The organism is Francisella hispaniensis FSC454, from assembly GCF_001885235.1.
Taxonomy (GTDB): domain Bacteria; phylum Pseudomonadota; class Gammaproteobacteria; order Francisellales; family Francisellaceae; genus Francisella; species Francisella hispaniensis.
Genome location: NZ_CP018093.1, coordinates 857,301 through 879,302 on the forward strand (window position 1 = coordinate 857,301; position 22,002 = coordinate 879,302).

Sequence of the window (22,002 nt, forward strand, 5' to 3'; positions counted from 1 at the left end):
ATTAGTAATTTTATGAAATAAAAAAATGTATTTTAGATGTTTAGTAATCAGACTTTATTATTTTATGATTTAGAGACTAGTGGTATTAGTAATTCTTTTGATCAAGTGTTACAGTTTGCTGCAATTCGAACAGATTTGGATTTTAATGAAATCGAGAGATTTAACTTTTTTGTAAAGCTGAATCCTGATACAACACCATCACCAATTGCAACAATAACACATCATATTTCTATTGCTCAAGCAAATACTGGTATAGCAGAATATCAAGCGATTAGAAAGATTCATAAGATTATAAATACTCCGGGGACTATGAGTATTGGTTATAATACTCTTGGATTTGATGATGAGTTTTTAAGATTTGCTTTCTATAAAAATATGCTACCGCCATACAGTCATCAGTTTAAAAATGGCTGTTCAAGGGCTGATTTATTTCCAATAGTTACTTGCTATCATTTATTTTGTAATGATGTTCTTAAGTGGCCTAAAGTCACTGGTGAAGATGGACAAGAAAAAGTATCTTTGAAGTTAGAAAACCTAAATACTGAAAATGATCTATATAGTGGTGGTAGAGCTCATGATGCTATTACGGATGTAATTGTTACAGTAGAGTTAGCCAAGAAATTAAAAATAGCTAATCCTAAAATGTGGCAGTTTCTATTGGCAAAGTTTAATAAGCAAAATGATGAAAATACTCTAGCTCAATTAGATATTGGTGTAGAAGTCGGTGGTATTGGGTATAGACAAGCAATTGCTGTAAGTGGAGTTTTTGGCTTTAAAAATAATTTTATGTCGGCAATACTTGATATTGGTCAGCATAGACACTATAAAAATCAAGAGATATTTCTTCGCTTAGATAGTTATCTGTTTAGTGAGTTTATAGAAGAGTTTGGCAGTTTAGAAGCTGAGCATTGGCGTTTGACCTTAAACAAAAAGTGGGGTGATATTCCGCTAATATTACCTGCTAAAACCCGTTTTGTGGGGAGGTTACCTCAAGATAGATTAGATTTGATAAAATTAAATAAAGAGTTTATAAAAAACAATCCAGAAATATTTGCTAATTTTGTGGATTATGTATTGGAATATAAGTATCCAGATATTGAAAATGTTGATATAGACGCAGCAATTTATCAAAGTGACTTTATGAGTGCCGCTGATGAAAGAGGTTGTGATAAATTCCACACATTACCAATTCATCAGAAGTCTCAAATGTTAAATCAATTACCAAAGTCTTATTATGACAGAGCTGTTAGGATAATTGGTAGATTAGACTTTTCAAAGCTACCTGATAAAGCACAGATGGAGTTTCAAGATTATCTAAATAAGATTGTTAGCTTAGATAATGATGAGCTTTTGGTTGATCATAAAGGCAAAACTCGCAAAACTTTGGAAGATATCTATCAAGAGATGCAAGATTTACGCATGAATCGTGACCTAACAGAAGAGCAACAAGCTTTGCTGCATGAGTTAGAGGAGTATTTGTTTTAGATGAATAAATTCAACTTAGTAACAAAGTATGCTCCAGCTGGCGATCAACCAAAGGCAATTAAATCATTAGTTGAAGGTATTAATAATGGACTACAACATCAGGTTTTGTTAGGAGTTACAGGCTCTGGTAAAACATATACTATGGCTAATGTGATTCAACAAACACAAAAACCATGTTTAATTGTCGCACATAACAAAACTTTGGCAGCTCAATTGTATTCAGAGTTTAAGCAATATTTCCCAGATAATGCAGTTGAGTATTTTGTGTCATATTATGATTATTATCAACCAGAAGCTTATGTTGCAGCATCAGATACTTATATTGAAAAAGACTCATCTGTAAATGAGCATATTGAACAAATGCGTTTGTCAGCTACAAAAGCAATACTTGAGCGTAATGATGTAATTATAGTCGCAACTGTGTCAGCTATCTATGGTCTAGGTGATCCTGAGCAGTATATGCAAATGCTTTTGCACCTAAAGGTAGGCGAAGAGCTAGGGCTAAAAAAAGCTCAAACTAAGTTAGTAGAGATGCAATATTCACGTAATGATATGGACTTCAGTCGTGGTAGTTTCGAGTTAGGGGAGAGGTATTAGATATATTCCCAGCAGACTCTGAAAAAGATGCTATTCGAGTAGAGTTTTTTTGATGATGAGATTGAAGCCATAAGTGTGATCGACTCATTAACCTCTAAAAAAATTAAATCATTGCATAGAGCAACAATATTCCCAAGTACACATTATGTTGCATCAAAAGAGCGCAAAGATATAGTTATAGAAGAGATCAAAGCAGAACTGAAAGAAAGAGTTAAATATTTTGAAAAAGAGGGTAAACTACTTGAAGCTCAAAGGATAGAGCAACGTACTAAGTATGATATTGAAATGATTCAAGAACTTGGCTATTGTACAGGAATTGAAAATTACTCAAGATTGCTTTCTGGAAGAGCTCCAGGTGATCCACCACCAACATTGATTGACTATCTGCCAGAAAATGCCTTAGTTATAGTTGATGAGTCGCATGTGACATTACCACAGTTTAGTGGAATGTATAAAGGTGATCTCTCGCGTAAGGCTAACCTTGTAAACTATGGCTTTAGACTTCCATCAGCCTTGGATAACCGCCCACTAAAATTTAATGAGTTTGAGAAATTATTACCACAGACAATTTATGTATCGGCTACGCCAGCTAATTATGAATTAGAAAAATCTCAAAATACTGTGGAACAGGTAATTCGTCCAACAGGATTGTTAGATCCAGAGGTTTTTGTTCGTCCGGTAGCTATACAGGTTGAAGATGCTTTATCAGAGATAAATAAAGCTATAGCCAAAGAAGAAAGAATCTTGATAACAACCTTAACCAAAAAAATGGCAGAAAACTTGACAGAATATCTATCTGAGCATGGCGTTAATATCAGATATCTACATTCTGATATTGATACTGTTGAGAGAGTTCAAATTATTCATGACTTGCGTCATGGTGTATTTGATGTGCTAGTGGGTATTAACCTTCTTAGAGAGGGGCTTGATATGCCAGAGGTTGGTGTACTACTAATATTTGATGCTGATAAAGAAGGTTTCTTACGTTCTGAAAAATCTCTTATCCAGACGATTGGGCGTGTAGCAAGAAATCAAAATGGTAGAGCTATTTTGTATGCAGATGTTGTCACAAAATCTATGAAAAAGGCTATGGATGAAACTCTACGTCGTCGTCAACTTCAAGATGAATATAATAAGAAACATAATATAACTCCCAAAACTATTATTAAGAATATTGACGATATGCTTGATAGCTCTCCAGAGATGCAAAAACGTGCTTATAAAAATAATTTGCGTTTAAAGGTTGATGATGTTGACGTTTCGGCTATACTAGGTATGACTGAAGCTGCGAAGGTTATCAAAGCTCTCGAAAAGCGTATGCGAGCTTATGCAAAAGAGCTAGAATTTGAAAAAGCTACAACTATTAGAGATAAGATAACTGAAATAAAGCAGAAGTTTATTAAGTTGTAATTTTTGTTAGATTTTTTAAAAAGAAGTATTATTAATCATGGCAATAGAAAGTAGACTAAAAAAGAATAGGCTTTTTTTGCGCTTTACTTGGGCACGGTTGCGAAACTACCTAATTAGAGCAAGAAAAAGCTTATTTGCCTCTATTATCCTGTGTGGCTTGATAGTGGGAGTTGATTTATATTTAGGGAATGTTGAATTTGTGACTCAATCGCTAGAGATTGGTATTACTCTAGCATTTATATTATTTGTATTTTTTTTCTTAATAACAAAAGATGATAATCCTGTAGATATAATTATCTCTGGTGCTGAAGGTGAGACTACTGTACTTGATGAGTTAAAAAAGCTTGATAACAATTTTGTATTATTCAATAGAGTCGTTTTACCTGATGAGAAATCAACTGTAGGCAATAGAGAGATTGATTTTATCGCAATATCACGAAAGGGTATATATATTATTGAAGTTAAAAATAACCGTGGTTACATTGAAGTTGAAAATATGGCTGAGCGATGGAATGTATCTAAGACTTCACAAAATAATAAAATTTATGCTAAGACAATTAAAAACCCTATCAGGCAAACCTTCGCACAGAAAAAAGTTTTACAGACGTTCCTTTACAATCAAAAGATTTATATCAAAGGCGTGCCTGTAGTTACGATAGTAATTTTTGCAAATGAAGAAGCGCAATTAAGTGAAAATTTCATTGCTGACGATGCTAATCAAGCGGTTCTTTCATTAGAGAATTTAATACCTTTTATTAAGGCAAAAGAAGAATATCTTGAGAAGATGCCTACTCGTTCACGCCGAAAAATTATTAGAAAACTTGAGAAAAAATAATGCTTGATAATAGACCTATAGGTGTTTTTGATTCGGGAATCGGCGGTTTGACAATTGTTAAAAATCTTATGAATATATTACCAAATGAAGATATTATTTATTTTGGTGATATAGCTAGGATACCATATGGGACAAAATCGCGAGCTATGATTCAAAAGTTTGCGGCACAAACAGCAAAGTTTTTGATTGAGCAAGAAGTCAAAGCAATAATTATTGCTTGTAATACTATTTCAGCTATTGCTAAAGATATTGTCCAAGAGATTGCTAAAGCTATACCTGTAATAGATGTGATAACTGCTGGAGTTAGCTTGGTAGATAGTCTAAGTAAAGTTGGTGTAATTGCTACTCCAGCTACTATTAATAGTAATGCTTATGCTTTACAGATTCACAAAAAGAATCCTAATATTGAGGTGTATAGTAATCCTTGTGGTCTGTTTGTATCAATGATAGAGGAAGGCTTTGTTAGTGGTCAGATAGTAGAACTAGTAGCTAAGGAGTACCTTAGTTATTTTCATGATAAGAATATTCAAGCTTTAATCTTAGGTTGTACGCATTATCCAATTATCAAAGAAAGTATTGCAAAAATTTTAGATGTAAAACTTATAGATCCATCATTACAAGCTAGTAAGATGCTAGAGCAATTACTAATTGAAAATAATCTTTTGAATAAAAACAATTCTAATCCAGAGTATAAGTTTTATGTTACAGATATCCCTTTGAAATTTAGATCAGTTGGTGAGATGTTTCTGCAAACAGAAATGCAGCATCTTGAGATAGTTAGTTTAGACAATTACTAGTAGAAAATGCTGATTACTAACTTGACTTTGATTTATATATACTATTAAATTTATACTGAAAACACAGGGGTGCATGATTTTTTTTGAATCATGCTGAGAGGATATTCCAACCCTTTGAACCTGATCTAGTTAGCACTAGTGTAGGAAGTGTAGTTTAGTGTATTTGCTATAGTTATGATTCTATTACTGTATAAAATATACCTTTAATTTCATCTGCCTATACTAGTTTGAATTGAAAATAGGAGATGAAATGACTAACTCTAGAAATCAAGATATTCAAACTAATACAGAAAACTCAACAATAACTATTAAATATCCAAATTCCGAAAAATGTTATGTTGAATGTCTTAGTACAGCACTAAAAGTTCCTTTTAGAAAAATTGCTCAAACAAATACAAATATCGAAGGTAATATTAGTACAAATCCAGATGTTTTTGTCTATGATTCATCTGGAGAGTATTCTTCAGGTAACGCAGTTGACATAGAAAAGGGCTTGTCTAGACATAGATTAAGTTGGCTCAAAAAAAATGAAGATATACAAAATTTAGGATGTTTCTCATCATACTATACCAATGCTCAATTTAAAGAAGATAAGTTGAATTTTAGAAACAGGCATGTACCTATCAAAGCAAAATATGGTAAAAATGTTTCGCAAATGTATTATGCAAGAAAAGGTATTATAACTCCAGAAATGTATTATGTTGCAATTAGAGAAAATATTTTAAGAGCTAATTTTCATTTAAATACAGAGTATACAAATCAACATCAAGGAGTATCATTTGGAGCAAATATTCAAAGAGAAATTACTCCTGAGTTTGTAAGAGAAGAAGTTGCTGCGGGTAGAGCTATTATTCCGGCTAATATTAATCATCCAGAATTGGAACCGATGATAATCGGTAGGAACTTCTTGGTTAAAGTTAATGCTAATATCGGGACATCGGCAGTTACATCTTCTACACTAGAAGAAGTTGAAAAAATGGTTATAGCAGTAAAGTGGGGAGCAGATACTGTTATGGATCTTTCTACAGGTAAGCATATTCACCAGACGAGAGAATGGATTATTAGAAATAGTCCCGTACCTATAGGCACAGTTCCTCTTTATCAGGCTTTAGAAAAAGTGAATGGTAAAGCTGAGGATTTAACTTGGGAGATCTATAAAGATACTTTAATTGAACAGGCTGAACAAGGTGTTAGTTATTTTACAATTCATGCTGGAGTTAGAAAAGCCTTTGTTACATTGGCAGCAAATAGAATTACAGGGATTGTTTCGCGAGGCGGATCAATAATGGCTAAGTGGTGCTTACATCATAATCAGGAAAATTTTCTTTATACTCATTTTGAGGAAATTTGTGAAATTATGAAAGCGTATGATATTAGTTTTTCACTTGGTGATGGGTTAAGACCAGGATCTATAAATGATGCTAATGATAGTGCACAACTGTCAGAATTAAGAACTTTGGGGGAGTTAACTAAAATAGCATGGAAGCATGATGTACAGGTTATGATAGAGGGGCCTGGCCATGTTCCAATGCAATTAATTAAGGAAAACATGGATTATGAGTTAAAAGACTGTTTTGAAGCACCTTTCTATACCCTTGGTCCATTAGTTACGGATATTGCTCCTGGATATGATCATATTACATCAGCAATTGGGGCGGCTCAAATTGCTTGGTATGGTACTGCTATGTTATGTTATGTAACTCCAAAAGAGCATCTTGGTCTTCCTAATAAAGAAGATGTAAGAGAGGGGATTGTTACTTATAAGTTAGCAGCACATGCTGCAGATTTAGCAAAAGGCTTTCCTGGCGCTCAAATAAGAGATAATGCTCTATCAAAAGCAAGATTTGAATTTAGGTGGGAAGATCAGTTTAACTTAGGTTTAGATCCTGATAAGGCAAGATATTTTCATGATCAAACATTACCCAAAGAGGGGCATAAATTTGCTCATTTTTGTTCTATGTGTGGGCCTAGCTTCTGTTCTATGAAGCTTTCTCAAGATCTTAAGAAAATAGAATCTAAAGATGAGTAGAATAGCAATCCTTGGATCAGGACTTATGGGTAGAGTTTTAGCGCTTTATCTAGTTAAACTATATCCTAATTTAAAGATCGATATCTATACTGATAGTCTGAATTATAAGACTAGCTGTAGCTATTGTGCTGGAGGTATGCTTGCTCCAGTAACCGAGCTAATAAGTTGTCATAAGCATGTTTATGAACTGGGACTTAACAGCTATGAGCTTTGGTGTGAATTAAATGTGTTTGTTAATGAAAATCTAAGTATGGGTACCAGCTTTGTAAAAAAAATTAATACTTGTGTTATTGCACATAATCGAGATAAGTATGAGTTGGATTTAGCTATTAGAAATATAGATTTGAGACTAAAAAACTTAAATACAAAGCCTCTTATAGATATATCTTCTATAGAAAAAGTGCATACTATTAATAAAGGGTTATATTTTTCAAACACTCTTTGTGAAAAAGCTCTAATAGCAGATGAAGCTTTGATTGATGTTCCAAAATTCTTTGTATTAACACAAGAGTTATTTTTTAATCTCAAAAATGTAAAAATCTTTGAAACTACTAAAAAACAATTCTATCGAGAGCGTTTTGATAAAGAATATGAGCATATATTTGATTGTACAGGTATTTCAAGTGTTGATGATATCAAGTTGTACGGTGTAAGAGGTGAGTCGATTATTTTAGAAAATAAAAGTATTAAATTGGATTCTGTTATTAGACTTTTACACCCACGACACTCTATTTATTTGATTCCTAGAGAAAGTGGTGTTTTTTATCTTGGTGCAACAAGTATTGATAGTAGTGACTATTCTAAGATTTCTGTACAGAGTACATTAGAGTTGCTAAGCATGTTAGTTACGATAGATAAGCGTTTTTTAGAAGCAAGGATATCAAAAACTTTAACTAATGTACGTCCGATGAGTATCGATGATAAGCCCATTATAAGTACTAAAGGGAACATAACATATTTAAATGGTTTATCTCGACATGGGTATTTATTTTCACCAATGGTTGCACAAACTGTGATAAAAAATAATTATGATTTTGGAGGTTGACTATGCGTGTCTTATTTAATGAAAAAGAGCTAAGTTTTGATAATAGTTTAACAATTACAGATTTATTAAAGAGTCAAAATTTTGAATATCCTTGTTTTGCTGTAATGCTTAATAATAGCTTTATAGCAAAAAGGAGTTATTCTGAAGTTTTTCTTAAAAATAATGATGTGGTTGTTACTATTCAGCCAATGCAAGGAGGATAGATTATGCTTGAGTTGTATGGAGAGCATTTTAACTCAAGATTTATACTTGGGACGGCCTTGTATCCTAGTATTGAAATTATGCTTGAATCTATATATAAGTCAGAAGCAGATCTTCTGACAGTATCTCTAAAAAGGTCTGCAAAAAACATGAATGTCAAAAATCAGTTTTGGGAGGAGTTAAAAAATACAGGGTGTAAGTTTTTACCGAATACTGCTGGTTGTAGGAACTCTAAAGAGGCAATAGAAATAGCAGAAATTTCACGTGAAATATTTGCTACTAATTTTATTAAAGTTGAAGTAATAGGAGATGACTATAATTTACAGCCTGATCCTGTTGAGCTAATAGACGCATGTGAGAAGTTAGTAAAAAGAGGGTTTAATGTTTTACCTTATACTACAGATGATTTAGTAATTGCTAAAAAACTAATTGATGTGGGTTGTGAGGCTTTAATGCCTTGGGCAGCGCCTATTGGTAGTGGTAAAGGACTGATAAATCCATATGCTTTGAAAGTCCTAAGAGAACGATTTGATAAGATTAAACTAATTGTTGATGCAGGTATTGGAGTGCCTTCACAAGCATGTGAAATTATGCAGATGGGGTATGATGGTGTATTACTAAACAGTGCTGTAGCATTAGCTGGAGATCCTGCTAGTATGGCTAATGCTTTTAAATTAGCAATATATTCGGGAAGAGAGGCTTTTAAAGCGAAAAGGATGATCGAGAGAGAAATTGCTGTTCCATCAACTAATTTAGTAGATACGCCATTTTGGCATCAGTATTAAGAGATAGTATTATGCGAGATATATTTTTGACCATAGGTGGGTCAGATAGTTCATCAGGTGCGGGTATTCAAGCGGATATTAAAACTGCTAATAATATAGGTGTTCATGTTTGTACAGTTATAAGCTGTGTTACTGCACAAAACTCAACCAGTATTTTAAATATTGAAAAGGTTTATAAAGATAGTTTCAAAGAACAAATACAAGCAATAAGTAGTGACTTTAAAATTAAAGTCATCAAAACTTCAGTACTATCATCTATTGAGCAGATTGATATTGTTGTAGACTTGTTGAATGATTTAAAAGATGTGTTCTACATTTGTGACCCAGTGATGGTGAGTACTACAGGCTATAGCTTAGTAGATTATAAGCTTGCAGAATATTCTAAGCGAAAGCTTTATCCATTAGCCAATATTTTAGTACCAAATCTTGATGAGGCTAAGACGCTTCTTGATGAGTATGATTCTTCTAATATGGAAGTTGTTGAAATTGCTAAGGCAATACAAAAAAAATATAACTGCAAGAGTGTGCTTTTGAAAGGAGGCCATGATTCTTATAAAAATATATCTTTGGACTACTATTATAGTCCTGAAGTTAACTATAAATTAATATCAACAAGACATAAATTAGATGAAAAAGTAAGAGGAACAGGTTGTACTTTTTCAAGTGCTATTGCTAGTTTTTTAACTTTAGGCTTTGATATTAATAATTCTATTGTTCTAGCTAAGTCATATATCTCTAACGCTATTAAAAGTAGTCAAAAAATAGCATCCCATGGATGTTTAATTGTAGGCGCTGAATATATAAATAAACAAGGGTTATTTCCTAAAGTTAGTATGCATGGAAAAGATCTAAATATAAAATTCAGATCAATTAATAAAATAGGCTTTTATCCAATAGTTGACAATGCTAGTAAGATACCTGGTTTAGCTAATTTAGGGATTAAAACTATACAGCTTAGAATTAAATCAAATGATAATAAGCATATACAAAAGCATATTGTAGAGGCTGTTGAGTATCAAAACAAATATGGTCTGCAGCTATTTATAAATGACTACTATGATTTAGCAATTAAATATAAAGCTTTTGGTATACATCTTGGCCATGAGGACTTATTAAGCATAGATAAGAAAACTTTATTAAAAATTAAAAATACGGATATGGCATTAGGTTTAAGTACACATGATTATTATGAGTTAGCAATAGCTTTAGGGGTTAATCCTAGTTATGTGGCTTTAGGTCCCATATATACGACAACTACTAAAAAAATGAAATTTGCACCACAAGGTATCGCTAGGATTCATGAATGGTTAAATATTACTGATACACCATTGGTTACCATTGGCGGTATAAAGAAGAGGCACATTCAATCTTTAGCGAGTATAGGAGTCGATGGCGTAGCTGTAGTTACATTAATAGATGAGATATCTAATCATGAGATACAAAATATAGTAAAGTTATTGGAGAAATAGATGATTTATAATCCTAAAATATCAGAATCTGAACTTGAATATTATGAGCGACAAATTATTATTAAGGATTTTGGCATTGATGCTCAAAAAAAATTAAAAAAGTTTAAAGTATTACTCATAGGTGTAGGCGGTGTGGGCTCACCTGTAGCTACTTACTTAACTGGTTTGGGTGTTGGGGAGTTGAGTATAATTGACGATGACTCTGTTTCAATATCAAATTTACATAGACAGGTTTTATTTGATATAGATTGCTTAGGAGCAAGTAAAGCAATCGTAGCTAAAAACAGGTTGCAAAAGCTTAATCCATATATAAATATAACCGCAACTACACAAAGATTAACTAATCATAACTATACTAAATTAGATATAGAAAAATATCATTTAATCATAGATACAAGTGATAATTATTTGACTAAAATATTGAGTAATAAAATTTCATTGGAATATTCTATACCCTTATTATCAGGAGGGGTTTTAGGATTAGACTTTCAAGCAGGAATATTTAATATTAGCCCTAGTTCGGCATGTATAAATTGCTTATATCCTGATTTGGATAAAGTAGAGCATAATAATACTTTAGGAGTTGTTGGCATAGTAGCTGCTCAAGCAGGCTTAATTCTGGCTAATTTAGCCATCAATTTTTTATTAAAAAAACAAGACTATCTGAGTTCTACTTTATATAGATATAACTCAACATCAATGCAACTAAATAAATTTGATTTGTCTAAAGACGTCGATTGTAACAGATGTCAGTAATTTGTATTTTTTTGTAGACTTAAATTCTTCTAAATAAAGCTAAAAAAATGTATGATTTGCTAAATGTCAATTAATAAGATCAGTGATGGAAATGTACGATAAAAATAGTAGAAATGTTATATTACTTGCTGGGATTGGTGCAATCTTAGAGTTTTATGACTTTGTTTTATATATGATTTTTTCTAAAGAAATTTCAGCAACTTTTTTTGCGGAAATAACGAATCCAACAATCAAAACCTTTTTAACAGTTTTAATATTTTCAATTGCCTATCTGGTAAGACCATTTGCAGGAACTATTCTTGGTATTGTTGGTGATTTGATAGGGCGTAGGCGACTTTTGTTATTTACGATATTACTTATGGGAAGTTGCTCATTATGTATGGGATTAATGCCAGGATACGCTCGTTGGGGATTATTTGCTAGCTTTGTTTTTGTTGTTTTACGTATAATGCAAGGGATAGCTTTAGGTGGTGAACTACCAGGTGCGTATGTGATCGTTTATGAATCTGTCAAAGGGAAAATTGGCTTTGCTACAGCTATTTTATTTACATTTGTAACTGGAGGATTTTTATTCTCTGATTTTGTTGGTTTTGCTCTTGAGTATATTTTTGGCGATTTTGCTTGGCGAGCTGGGTTTATCATTGGTGGACTTTTAGGTTTTGTTGGCTATTATGTGCGCCGTAACCTTCATGAAACTCCAGAATTTGAGAGTATTGATAAGCAAAAAAGACATTCCTTTGGTTCTTTGATCTCAACTTATGGAGCAAATTTATTTGCAGGTATATGTATGGTTATCATAGTAGCCTTTGGCGGGGTAATGCTTACTCTTTATATCCATAAGTTTGTTGAAGATATTATACCTAGTTATAATTCAGGACAAATTTCTTTAATCCTAATGCCAAGTGTTTTAACACTTACTTGTTTTACTTTTGTATTTGGTTTTTTATCAGATAAGGTAGGTATTGCAAAAATGTTTACACTAGGAGCTGGGCTTGTTGTGGTTTGTGCTTTACCAGTATTTTATTTGATGAGTAATATTGGTAGTGTCTCTTCTATAATTATTACTTCAGTTGTAATTATGTTTTGCTATGCATTAGTTGCTGCTACATTTATATTTCTACTTTGTGATCTTTTTCCTACAGATGTTAGATTATCAGGTGTGGGACTTAGCTATAATCTTGCTTTTGCAATAGTTGGTGGAGTTGCTCCTTTGCTTAGTACAACAATTATCACAATGACAGCTTATAATTTCTTAGGTCCTGCTATTGTTGGTATAGTTTGTGGTGTGATTGGTCTATTAGGAATCTTTATCTATCTTAGAAAAGGTGGCTATCATAAAAATAATAAGCAAATGATAGTCAAACTTTAAATCAAAGTCTCTATAGGTATAATACTTTAATTTTTGATAAGGAGTATTAAAAATTAACAGATAATAGCAAATGACACTATGATATAGTTTAGTTCATCAATAAAAAAACGCTAAAGTCTTAGCATTAAAAACGAAGATTAGTAATGAGAAGTTTAATTATTATAGTTATTTTTTTAGTTTTCTTTGAGCAATCTAACGCATTTTTAGTTAAAATTAGTAAAGATAATCATATTAATCAGCCTGGCTATATAACCACTATTACAGGACCAAATATTCAAGCAGTTGATATTAGTAATGATGGTACAAAACTATTTTCTATTTTTAGAGCAGAATATGATTATTGTCTTAATGTCACTAAGTTATCGTATTCGATAAATACTACAGGATCATTTACCCACTGTTTTGATAATCAAAACGTTATTGGTAGCAAAATCACAGAAATAGTTGTAGCTAAATCTGCTAATGCTTTTTATATTTTTTCAAATCATAAGTTTATTGCTTATAGTATCTCACCAATAACTACTAGTATTAAGGGTAAAATTTTTTCACAACGCTTTACACAAAAGATTGTTGAAGCAAAGTTGATTAATGATGGTAAAAATTTATATGTATTAACAGCTAGTTCTAAAAGCGAAAGTGGTAAAGTTATCAACTACAGAGTAAATAGTGATGGCTCTTTAACTAAAGTTAGTAGTGAATCATTAAGCTATAAGCCTAAAAAGATTAAATTTAATAACCTTGAGTATATGTATATTCAAAGTAGTAAAGATATCTATCGCTACGAACTTATAGCTGATGGTAGTGTGATAAAAGATGACAAGATTATAACTATACCATCCGGCAATATATTAGATTTTGATATAATTGCTGAAAATAGTACTGATAGTAAGCTAGTGCTAGCTATTCAAGATACTATTGAGAATAGCAATGTTGAAGGCGCAATAGCTGTCTACAAAGATAGTAGTGGTTTGGTGAGACTTTTGTACAATATAAACTATGATAATCTCCCAAGAGAAGTAGTTAGCTTTAGAGATAAAGCTACTAATCAAGAGATATTTCTAGTTGCATTTGATTACAAATATGAAGTCAATCTTGTAAATAGTTTAAATGCACCATTAATATTCACAGCAAATCTTGATGGAAGTTTTCTTAAACTTCTCAAAAAAGATAATTTAGCAGAGATAGTATCTACTCAGTCATCTATAATCTACGATCTTAAAGAAAATAATAGATTAGCAGTATTTTTCTTAAAAGATATTCAACAACAGCAATCATTTCTATCTAGAAAGATTATTGGTGTGGGTAATCAAAGTAGTATAAATATATTTCAGCTATAGTCGAGTGTTTTTGAGTTAAAGAGATTATCTAGATAGCAAACTTGAAGTAACTAAGTCAGCTAAAAATCTTAATTTAATAAGAGAAGAAATCTGGTTTATTTTTCGACACTAATGATCTACAAAAATGTATTTATAATATCTTTTATGTACTATGATTAAATAGTTCTTATGCTATAATTTTTTTTGAAAGTGTTTTTATTTCAAGGTGTTTATATGTCGCATAATAGTGTTTTTAATGGCTATGTTCCTTATGCAAATGTTTATGATGAAATTTTCACAGCTGATGGCAAAGTACGAAATGATGTTCGTCAAGCTATCAAAGCTATAGATGAATTAAATTTAGAAACATTACATGAGAAACAGAAGTTTGTTGATGCTTCATTCCTAAAAAGTGGTATTACATTTACCGTTTATAGTGATAGCCAAGGTACAGAGAAAATATTTCCTTTTGATCTAATTCCTAGGATTATCTCAGAAGATGAGTGGCGTGAATTAGAAAGAGGTTTGAAACAGCGCTTAAAAGCCTTAAACGCATTTTTAAATGATATTTACGCTGAGCAAAAAATACTAGAAGATGGCATAATTCCTAGAGAGCTTGTAGAATCATCAGAAGAGTACTTACCACAAATGAGATGGATAAAACCACCACATGGTGTCTATTGCCATATTGCTGGATTAGATCTTATAAAAGATGAAAGTGGTTTTATGGTGCTAGAAGATAATGTTAGAACACCTTCGGGAGTTTCGTATGTATTAGAAAATCGTAACTCCTTGATAAAAGCTATTCCAGAAGCTTTTGCTAGCACAAATATCAAAAAGGTAGTAGATTATCCTACTGAGTTAAGAAAGGCATTATCAAGTATTTCTCCAATAGTTGATGGTAAAAAAGGGCTAAGTGTAGTCTTAACACCAGGTCAGTATAATTCAGCATATTTTGAGCATAGCTATTTAGCGCGTAAGATGGGTTGTGAATTAGTTCAAGGTTCAGATCTATTTGTACATAATAATCATGTTTATCTAAAAACTACGAAAGGTCCTAAGCTTGTTACGGTAGTTTATCGAAGAATAGATGATAAATTTTTAGATCCAGAATTTTTTAATCCAGAGAGTATGCTCGGTGTTCCAGGTATTATCCAAGCTTACAAAGCAGGTAATGTAGTTTTAGCAAATGCAGTAGGTAATGGTATCGCAGATGATAAAGCGATATATCCATATGTTCATAAGATGATAGAGTATTATCTTAATGAAAAACCAATATTAGCTCAGGTGAAAACTTATTTCTGCAGTGAAGAAAACGATAGAAATTATGTACTAAATAATCTTGATAAATTAGTTGTCAAAGAGGCAAATAGCTCTGGTGGTTATGGGATGTTAATTGGACCACAAGCTAGTATAGATGAGATACAAGAGTTTGCAGCTAAAATAAAAGCTAAACCAAGAGCATATATTGCCCAACCATTGGTAGAACTATCAACAAGTCCTACATTTGTCGATGGTAAGATAGTACCTAGAAGAGTAGATTTAAGAGCATTCTTAGTTACAGGTAAAAATACTTGGATATTGCCTGGAGGTCTTGCAAGAGTGGCTTTGAAAGAAGGCTCATATGTTGTTAACTCTAGTCAGGGTGGTGGTTCAAAAGATACGTGGGTTTTAGGGAGAGAAAAATAATGATATCTCGTACAGCAGAAAATTGCTTTTGGCTAAGTAGAAATATAGAAAGAGTACAAATGCTAACAAATGCTATTGATGTAGCATATAATGTTGAGCTAGAAATATATTGTGATGCCAAAGATATTTGGTATCCATTAATTGTGGTTTTAGGTTGTGAAGATACATTTATCAAAAAATACGGCTGTAACGCAAAATCTAATACCAGAAAGATTCAAGAATTTTTAATCTGGGATAAAGATAATCTTTCATCTATTTACTCGTCACTTTCATCAGCTCGTGAAAATGCAAGGATAATTAGAGATTTAATTGCTGCAGATATGTGGGAAGAGATAAACGAACTATGGTTATGGATAAATGCAGCTGAAACACATAGACTCTCGATTACTAATTTAGATACCTTTTGTAAAAAAATCATTAAATTCTGTTTTTTATGGATTGGTTTTTATCATAATTTTATTTTGAGAAATGATACCTATAACTTTATGAAATTGGGTATGCTGATTGAGAGAGTTGACTTTACACTTAGATTAGGTGATGTCCATCATCATAGGCATATTAATCTAAATACTAATAGAGAAAGTATGGATGAGTCTCAATATTGGCAGGAAATGTTGTTAGACACGATGTCAAGAGATGCTTTCATGCGAAAAGCAGATTTAGATCTCAATAGAAAAGATGTTGCTGAGTTTTTATTAAAAGCAGATGATTACCCTAGGACAGTAGCTTTTTGTTTAAATGATTGTCTAGCGATATTAAAGAAAATATCATATCATTCGACAGGTATTGGGATGGAGTCTAGAGCTAAAGTAGAGCAACTTATAAAGTACTTACAAGATAATTCTACAGAAACATTGTTAGAAAACAATCATCAAGTTATAACTTATATAATAGTTTCATTAGCTGAGCTTACAACGCTTATTTCAAAAGAGTTCTTTATTTCTGATGTTAATTTCTACATAGCAATGTTAGAAAAACATAATTAAAAAAGGAATATTCTAAATGTTTAGTAACATCTTAGCGATATCTTCAGATTGTCCAATCTCTCCTAAAGTAGACTTAATTAATGATAATGTATCTTCAGATACTATTAGAGACTTTATGTGGGGAATTGGTTGGTATCATTCAGATCATAATGAAGCAACTATCTTAAAAGAAAGTCATGTTGAGAGTGTCGATGTTTTAAGATCGCTGTTCAAAGATAATTCAAATTTTATCTCAAGTAGTTTCATTGGTCATATTTATAGCCATAGTTTATTTGATAAAACAAATCTAAACTTACAACCATTTGTGAAGCCTTACGCTGGTAAAGAGTGGACTTTAGTTCATAATGGCGATTTGAATTACGGCTATGAGAATATCTTAAAACTTACAGTTACTGATTATGAGCCAGTTGGTAAAACTGACTCGGAGTATATTTTGTGCTGGTTTTTGTCACAACTAAGAAGAAAACAAATACGCGACTTAGATGATGATAACTTGTTTATTATTCATGATTTATTGAAAAAAATTAATGAAGTAGGCCAGGCAAATTTAATTATCTCAAACGGAGATGTTACTATAGTTTACCAAGATATTAATGATTTTAATCCTATTTACTATTCAAGATTTTTTCCACCTATCAATTTGTGTAACTTGGTTATTGGTGATATTAAAGTCACTACAGGTTTAAACGATGATAGTCTTAGAACATATATGATATTTTCTAATATAAAAGGTAGTGGTAATTCTTGGCGCCGTCTAGAAGCTGGAAAGATGGTTGTAGCCTCTCATGGTCGAGTTATATGGAACAGTGATAAAAAAAGTAGTAATTACGGTGGACATAAATTTGAAGAAAAACCTATTGCAGCACCAATTATTAAAATGGGTGTTGAGTTTTTAGAACGTGTTTTACATATTGTCCATGAGACTAAATACACATATCAAAATACTGTAAATCTTAGTAAACATATTATTAAGATGAAGCCTGTTATTGATTCTAAACAAAAACTATTTAGCCATAGTTTAGATATTTCTGTAGCATGCGATAAAGAAGAGTATATCGATGTATTTGGTAACGATGTGATGTTTTTAAAAACTAGAGAGCCATACACTGAATTTACTATAAAAATGGAAACAAAAGTTGCTGTCAGTACGAATCATTATATTCGTAAAAAGTCGATAAATAATCGTGCAACAATGCCAATCGCATGGATGCCATGGCAAAGACAAATGATGGCACCATACTTATTATCAGTTGAGTTACCACAAACACAACTTGAAGAGCTAATGGATTACGCTGTTTCATTTGTCAAGAGAAATCATAGTAATGTTATGGCTATCCTTGATGATATTAATAAAACAATATTTTATGAATATAAATATGTTTCTGGCTCAACAAACTTTGCTACTACAGCCTATGATGTATATGTTACAAGACAAGGAGTTTGTCAGGATTTCTCAAATCTATTTATTTGTTTAGCTAGACTTTTAGGTATTCCAGCACGTTACCGTTCTGGTTATATATTTAATGGAGGTAACTATAGTAATACTGCTATGAGTGATGCTACACATGCTTGGGTTGAAGTTTATATTCCTTGGATTGGTTGGGTAGGTTATGATCCTACTAATGGTTGTGAGGTCAATAGTGATCATGTACGTATTGCTTGTGGACGTCATTATATCGATGCAACGCCTACAGCTGGGACGATATATCGTGGTGGTGGTAGTGAGAGTTTATCTATAGATGTAAAAGTTTTTGATATAACTGAATGAGCATAGTAATCTAATATTAGTAAAGGTAATTAAATCTAATTGTTTTCTTTTTTATTCAAAAGATGAGATAAGGCTAGCATAATATTTAACCCCATTTAGCATAGCCTCATTACTTAAATCAAAAGTGGGCTCATGGACCATTGATGTAAAGCCTCTTGTTTGATTTCTAACTCCTAAAAAGGCATAACAAGCAGGTATTTTCTTAGCAAAATAAGAAAAATCTTCTGAGGCCATCCATGGATATTTAGACTCGATAACATTGTTATCACCCAAGGCTCTTTTTGCACTAGTAATTGCTCTAGCACTAGCTGTAGCATTATTTCTAGTTTCTGGGTAACCATCGATATAATTGACTTGTACTTTTGCTTGGTATGTAGCAGCTATACCATTAGCGATTTCATGTAGACGTTTTTGGGCAGTTTCTTTAGCTTCAGAACTTAGGTAACGAATAGCGCCTTTTAAGCTTGCTTGTTCTGGGATTACATTAAATGCTGACCCAGCTTGTATAGCTGTTACAGAGATAACTAGTGGGTCAAAGCTATCAGCATTTCTAGATACAATGGTCTGTACTTGATTAACAAATTGACAAGCCATAATGATTGGATCATTAGCTTTCATCGGAGTACTAGCATGGCCTCCTGTACCGTGAAAGTTTATTTGAAATTGATCTACACCAGCTAGAGCAACAGGGGTAGATATTTGCATAGTACCTTCATCAATTGCTGGTAATACATGGATACCATATATTTCATCAACTTCATCTAAGGCACCATCTGCAATCATTCCTGGAGCACCGCCTGGTAGAACTTCTTCAGATGGTTGAAATATAAATCTAATATTTACGTTTAGTTTATCTTTGTTTGCAACAAATTGCTGAGCTGTTACTATGACCATAGCACAGTGAGCATCATGACCACACATATGTGCTTTGCCAGCAATTTTAGATTTGTACGCACAAGTATTTTGCTCATGAATTGGCAAAGCGTCCATATCTGCACGCAGAGCAATAGTTTTTTTAGCAGCTGCGACTTTTAAATCAGCTATTAAGCCTGTCTTACCGATTCCTTTTTTGACTTGTAAGCCTATTTTTTCTAGTTCATTAGCAATAAAATCAGCAGTATTATATACATCAAAACCAAGTTCTGGATATTGGTGGATGTGTTGGCGAATTCTTTGTAGTTCTTGTATGGCATTTAGAGAAACATTAATCATTCCTAAGTTTCCTTAGGTAAAACATATAATGTTATATATTACATAAACTTAAAATTTAAGTATATGGTTTTTATATTTATTCATGGATAACCTAATGATAATTAGATAAAAATAAGACTATCTATTTTTGATATTGGCTATTAAAAATAGATAAGTGGAGTTATTGATTTATAATGCTATATTTAGAATATCGATATGTGGTTTATTAACTTAAATATTAACGAGGGAAGTCTTTAAGATGAAAAAAATAAACTTATTTATATTATTGATGGTTATGTTTGGTTCAATATATGCAGCAGATCAGCAATTAACTATAGACGATCTTAATTGTTTACAAGAGCAGAAACATCATGGACATATAATAACTTGCTTACCAACAAAAAAACCAGAGAATTGCTCAACAGAAAATTACCAAAAATTAAAGTCGACTGTTCAAGAGTGTAGTTTTAAAATTAGAGGTACTCTAAGATCGGCTCTTTAATTTTTTTAGATATTTTTCTCAAGAAACATTTCTAGATATAATTTCTTATAATTAGATTTAGTATAGTATCTAAGCAGCTAATAAATCTTGTATATTAACTGATTGAATGTGAAAATTATTAGATAATATATTTAGTAGACACTGTAATGCAACAATCACTAAAATTAAGTGAATTTCTTGAGCTTATAAAAAGTACTATAGAAATGAGCTTTGGCTATGAAGGTTTCTGGATAGTTGCTGAATTATCTGAATGGCGTAAGTCTGGAAAACACTATTATGGTGAACTTATTGAGCATGATGATATAAGTAAATATCCTATTGCTAAAATTAGGTGTAATTGTTGGGCAAATAAAGCTGATTATATTCATAACAAGTTTAGCTTAGCAACTGGAGAAAAACTTAGTTCTGATATGAAAGTCTTAATGAAAGTTACAGTAAGTTATCATATCAGTTTTGGACTTAGTCTAAATATTGTTGATATTGATCCAGCTTTTACACTTGGTGATAGGCAAACTCGCAAAATACAAATTCTTGAGAAATTAGCTAAAAAAGGTATCTTAGAAAAAAATAAGTCTTTAGCTATGTCTTATGATTTTACAAGTATTGCTGTGATTACTAGTATAACAGCCGCAGGCAAGGGCGATTTTTTTGAAGAAGCGGATAAACTACAAGATTTAGGACTATGTAAGTTTGATATTTATGAGGCAAAGATGCAAGGTGCAGAATGTGCAAAAAGTGTCTCGGCAGCTTTTACGAAAATAGAAACAAAAGCAGTTAATTATGATGCAATAGTACTAATCAGAGGTGGCGGTTCACAAGCTGATCTTGATTGGTTTAATAACTTATTACCCGCTGAAAGTATTTGTAATAGTAAAATACCAGTGATGATTGGCATAGGGCATGAGCGTGATACAACTGTTTTAGATGAGATATGTACTAAAAGTTTTGATACACCATCTAAAGTCATAAATTTTATCGCAAATACAATTATAACTAATGCTAAAAATGCCAAATATAACTATGCAGATATACTCAAGATTACTAATAATTCAGTAAAACAAAATAAACATCAATTAGATAGCTTATACCATAATTTTAAAACTAAAATTGAGCATTATTTATATCAAACGAGCCAAAATATTGAGCATAATTACAAAGCGGCTATATCTATAGCCAGAGGATTGGTAAAATTATATGGCAAATCTATGGATATGCAGTATGATAATATAATTTCTAATTCGCAAAATCTTATAAAAAACTTTCAGCACAATCTTGAAGAGACATATGATCACTCATTAAGTATCGCTAAAAATGTTATAAAATATTACAATCAAGCAAGTGAATACTTATATAAGCAGATAATATCGGTATCTATCGAACCTACTTTGAAAAGAGGTTTTAGTATAACTAAAACACAAGATGGTAGGTATATCACTAGCCAAAAGCAGGCACAAAAATATCTGAATTTAGAAATTATCTATGTAGACGGTCAAGTACAAGTAGAGGTGAAAAATAATGGCAACACAAAGTAAAAAATTTGCAAAAAACTATGAGATATTAGCAGAGATAAATGAGAAACTACAAGAGCAGCAAGATAATCCAGCATTATTAGATGAGTTAGCACCTATGCTTGAGCAAGCTTCAAAAAGCTATCAGCTATGCAAAGAGAGAATCGCTGCAGCACAGAAGTTTATTGATGAATTTGAAAAAGACTAGTTCAAGTTTACTATTTGTTGTTAATCATCTAACTTTTTTGCAAATCAAAATTTAAT

General features: G+C 31.9%; 18 protein-coding genes, 1 pseudogene and 1 riboswitch. Of the genes and pseudogenes, 18 read left to right on the forward strand and 1 reads right to left on the reverse strand.

What is annotated here, in order from left to right:
- The first annotated feature begins 36 nt into the window (after nt 1-36).
- The 15 genes and pseudogenes from FSC454_RS04225 to FSC454_RS04295 all read left to right on the forward strand — a co-directional run bounded on the left by FSC454_RS04225 (nt 37) and on the right by FSC454_RS04295 (nt 18,537).
- Nucleotides 37-1,485 (forward strand): exodeoxyribonuclease I, encoded by a 1,449-nt coding sequence (locus FSC454_RS04225; RefSeq protein WP_066047225.1) that lies wholly within the window; start codon nt 37-39, stop codon nt 1,483-1,485.
- A pseudogene (uvrB, locus tag FSC454_RS04230) lies at nt 1,486-3,492 on the forward strand (excinuclease ABC subunit UvrB). It begins immediately after the preceding gene.
- 37 nt (nt 3,493-3,529) lie between these two features.
- Entirely contained in the window at nt 3,530-4,327 is a 798-nt protein-coding gene (locus FSC454_RS04235) for a nuclease-related domain-containing protein (protein ID WP_044247418.1), read from the forward strand.
- The gene (murI, locus tag FSC454_RS04240; protein WP_066047231.1) at nt 4,327-5,124 is read left to right on the forward strand and encodes a glutamate racemase; all 798 of its coding nucleotides are present in this window, start codon (nt 4,327-4,329) and stop codon (nt 5,122-5,124) included. The genes FSC454_RS04235 and murI overlap by 1 nt, the downstream gene beginning before the upstream one ends.
- 55 nt (nt 5,125-5,179) lie before the next feature.
- A riboswitch (TPP riboswitch) is annotated at nt 5,180-5,288 on the forward strand.
- An 86-nt stretch (nt 5,289-5,374) separates the two neighbouring features.
- Nucleotides 5,375-7,153: a phosphomethylpyrimidine synthase ThiC gene (thiC, locus tag FSC454_RS04245; protein ID WP_066047234.1), complete on the forward strand. Its 1,779-nt coding sequence runs from the start codon at nt 5,375-5,377 to the stop codon at nt 7,151-7,153.
- Entirely contained in the window at nt 7,146-8,198 is a 1,053-nt protein-coding gene (locus FSC454_RS04250; RefSeq protein WP_071794785.1) for an FAD-dependent oxidoreductase, read from the forward strand. Before thiC ends, FSC454_RS04250 begins: the two co-directional genes overlap by 8 nt.
- A gap of 2 nt (nt 8,199-8,200) precedes the next feature.
- Nucleotides 8,201-8,401, forward strand: a complete 201-nt coding sequence (gene thiS, locus FSC454_RS04255; RefSeq protein ID WP_066047237.1) for a sulfur carrier protein ThiS — start codon at nt 8,201-8,203, stop codon at nt 8,399-8,401.
- Between the two features lie 3 nt (nt 8,402-8,404).
- Nucleotides 8,405-9,184, forward strand: coding sequence for a thiazole synthase (locus FSC454_RS04260; protein WP_066047239.1), 780 nt, complete (start codon nt 8,405-8,407; stop codon nt 9,182-9,184).
- 11 nt (nt 9,185-9,195) lie between these two features.
- Nucleotides 9,196-10,653 (forward strand): bifunctional hydroxymethylpyrimidine kinase/phosphomethylpyrimidine kinase, encoded by a 1,458-nt coding sequence (thiD, locus tag FSC454_RS04265; protein WP_066047242.1) that lies wholly within the window; start codon nt 9,196-9,198, stop codon nt 10,651-10,653.
- Nucleotides 10,654-11,409, forward strand: a complete 756-nt coding sequence (locus tag FSC454_RS04270; protein WP_014548508.1) for a HesA/MoeB/ThiF family protein — start codon at nt 10,654-10,656, stop codon at nt 11,407-11,409.
- Nucleotides 11,410-11,500: 91 nt separating this feature from the next.
- The gene (locus tag FSC454_RS04275) at nt 11,501-12,778 is read left to right on the forward strand and encodes an MFS transporter (RefSeq protein ID WP_066047290.1); all 1,278 of its coding nucleotides are present in this window, start codon (nt 11,501-11,503) and stop codon (nt 12,776-12,778) included.
- A 143-nt stretch (nt 12,779-12,921) separates the two neighbouring features.
- Nucleotides 12,922-14,115, forward strand: coding sequence for a hypothetical protein (locus tag FSC454_RS04280; protein WP_066047245.1), 1,194 nt, complete (start codon nt 12,922-12,924; stop codon nt 14,113-14,115).
- Nucleotides 14,116-14,328: 213 nt separating this feature from the next.
- Nucleotides 14,329-15,783 carry a circularly permuted type 2 ATP-grasp protein gene (locus FSC454_RS04285; RefSeq protein WP_066047248.1) on the forward strand — a complete coding sequence of 485 codons (1,455 nt, stop codon included), beginning with the start codon at nt 14,329-14,331 and terminating at the stop codon, nt 15,781-15,783.
- A 59-nt stretch (nt 15,784-15,842) separates the two neighbouring features.
- The gene (locus FSC454_RS04290) at nt 15,843-16,769 is read left to right on the forward strand and encodes an alpha-E domain-containing protein (RefSeq protein ID WP_231865173.1); all 927 of its coding nucleotides are present in this window, start codon (nt 15,843-15,845) and stop codon (nt 16,767-16,769) included.
- 16 nt (nt 16,770-16,785) lie between these two features.
- Nucleotides 16,786-18,537, forward strand: coding sequence for a class II glutamine amidotransferase (locus FSC454_RS04295; protein ID WP_066047252.1), 1,752 nt, complete (start codon nt 16,786-16,788; stop codon nt 18,535-18,537).
- A 51-nt stretch (nt 18,538-18,588) separates the two neighbouring features.
- On the opposite strand, the gene FSC454_RS04300 is transcribed toward FSC454_RS04295, so the two are convergent.
- Entirely contained in the window at nt 18,589-19,749 is a 1,161-nt protein-coding gene (locus FSC454_RS04300) for a M20 metallopeptidase family protein (RefSeq protein ID WP_066047255.1), read from the reverse strand.
- Between the two features lie 238 nt (nt 19,750-19,987).
- Here FSC454_RS04300 and FSC454_RS04305 point away from each other — a divergent pair, with 238 nt between their 5' ends.
- The 3 genes from FSC454_RS04305 (at nt 19,988) to xseB (ending at nt 21,946) form a co-directional block, all read left to right on the forward strand.
- Nucleotides 19,988-20,230, forward strand: a complete 243-nt coding sequence (locus tag FSC454_RS04305) for a hypothetical protein (protein WP_066047258.1) — start codon at nt 19,988-19,990, stop codon at nt 20,228-20,230.
- A 146-nt stretch (nt 20,231-20,376) separates the two neighbouring features.
- Complete coding sequence (xseA, locus tag FSC454_RS04310; RefSeq protein WP_066047261.1) at nt 20,377-21,762, forward strand: exodeoxyribonuclease VII large subunit; 1,386 nt, start codon at nt 20,377-20,379, stop codon at nt 21,760-21,762.
- Nucleotides 21,746-21,946, forward strand: a complete 201-nt coding sequence (gene xseB, locus FSC454_RS04315; protein WP_066047264.1) for an exodeoxyribonuclease VII small subunit — start codon at nt 21,746-21,748, stop codon at nt 21,944-21,946. The genes xseA and xseB overlap by 17 nt, the downstream gene beginning before the upstream one ends.
- Nucleotides 21,947-22,002: the final 56 nt, after the last annotated feature.